Source organism: Kocuria sabuli, from assembly GCF_040981185.1.
GTDB lineage: Bacteria > Actinomycetota > Actinomycetes > Actinomycetales > Micrococcaceae > Kocuria > Kocuria sabuli.
Map to the genome: position 1 here is coordinate 1 of NZ_JAVHZE010000059.1, position 881 is coordinate 881.

Here is an 881-nt window from a genome sequence, read left to right on the forward strand (position 1 = left end):
CGTGATGGCAAACTGCTTTTCCGGTGTCGTGTCGCCCACGCGCGGAAATTTCTCTGTCGTAAATTTACCTAGGTCGATCGTTTGCTCTGCGCTGTTAGTATCGACGTTACAGGATTCCCCAACGATGGTGCCGATAAACTGCACGTTAAAGCTTGTGTCGTCAGCCTTCACCAGCGGCGGGTTTAACAGGGCCACGCTCAGCCATACGGTGTTTTTCCATGAAATGGTCATTACGCTTCCTCAGGCGAAATCAATGCGTAACAGCGCCAGCGCCCTGAAGACGCCCAGCTCTGGCGACTGCCCGGTGGTGCTGATGGGGTAGGCTTGCAGCGTCACGTCCGCGCGTCCTGACATATCCGTGGTAAAGGGGACGCTGCTTGAGAACACGTTTGGCCGCAGGATCTCGCCCTGCGGGCTGGTCACGACGACGGCCACGTCCGGGTTATCCGTCGCCAGCGCGTTGGCGAAACGAGCGTCTGCCGTCCCCTGTACCCGCAGGGTGAGCTGCGCCGGTGAGTTGACATCAGCGTTGCATTCGATCGGCACGGTAAAGGTTTTTGGCGCTACGCTGTCGGGTCGCTGTCCGGCCTGGGTGAAATCGCCGTGGTAGAGTGCCCCAAAATCGACGGTGACGGTTTGCCCGGCGTTAATCACGCAGTTTTGCGGGACGGTTATTACGCCGCTGTAGGTGATCTGATAAACGATTACGGTGGGCCGGTCATTTTCCGTCGTGGTGACATAGACGTTAAACATCAGTTTCGGCGGGATCACGACCGAGCCGATGAACGGCCTGACAATCTGTATTTTGAAGGTCAGATTGCTGTCGTTCACCGGGAAGACGCCGCCCGTATCCACCTCTTCGTGCCCCCCCATGTGGACAT

Annotated in this window: 2 protein-coding genes; both read right to left on the minus strand. The window is 57.7% G+C overall.

Going from position 1 to position 881, the window contains the following annotated elements; all coding sequences use genetic code 11:
- On the minus strand, window positions 1-231 hold a 231-nt coding region (locus tag RE027_RS17835; RefSeq protein WP_368809639.1), incomplete at its 3' end, for a fimbrial protein.
- A gap of 9 nt (window positions 232-240) precedes the next feature.
- Window positions 241-881: fimbrial protein (locus tag RE027_RS17840; protein ID WP_368809640.1), on the minus strand; the 641-nt coding region annotated here is incomplete at its 5' end.